This window comes from Kosakonia quasisacchari (genome assembly GCF_004331415.1).
Classification (GTDB): Bacteria; Pseudomonadota; Gammaproteobacteria; order Enterobacterales; family Enterobacteriaceae; genus Kosakonia; species Kosakonia quasisacchari.
The window spans coordinates 1-343 of record NZ_SJOP01000091.1 but is presented as its reverse complement, the minus strand read 5'-3'; the positions used below and the strand labels follow the sequence as shown (position 1 = coordinate 343).

Below are 343 nucleotides of genomic sequence, written 5' to 3'. Positions count from 1 at the left end.
CTTTATCAACACGCCGAATGCGACACTGACCACCGGCAAACCACAGTTTGACGCGGCGGGCAACCTCTCGGCTCTCGAGGTGACAAAAGGCACCATCACCGTCGAAGGCCAGGGGCTGAATGCCAGCGGCAGCGACGCACTGTCACTGATTTCCCGCGCCACCGAAGTCAACGCTGCCATCCATGCGAAGGATTTAACGGTCACCACCGGGGCCAACCGGGTGGATGCCAGCGGTAAGGCGACCGCCATTGCGGGCGAGGGCGCGGCACCGGTAGTGGCGGTGGATACCGGCGCACTCGGCGGTATGTATGCCAACCGTATTCACCTGGTCTCCACGGAAAAG

The 343-nt window shown here is 62.4% G+C and carries 1 protein-coding gene; it reads left to right on the top strand.

Going from position 1 to position 343, the window contains the following annotated elements; genetic code table 11:
- On the top strand, positions 1-343 hold a 343-nt coding region (locus tag E0L21_RS24830), incomplete at both ends, for a two-partner secretion domain-containing protein (protein ID WP_456237425.1).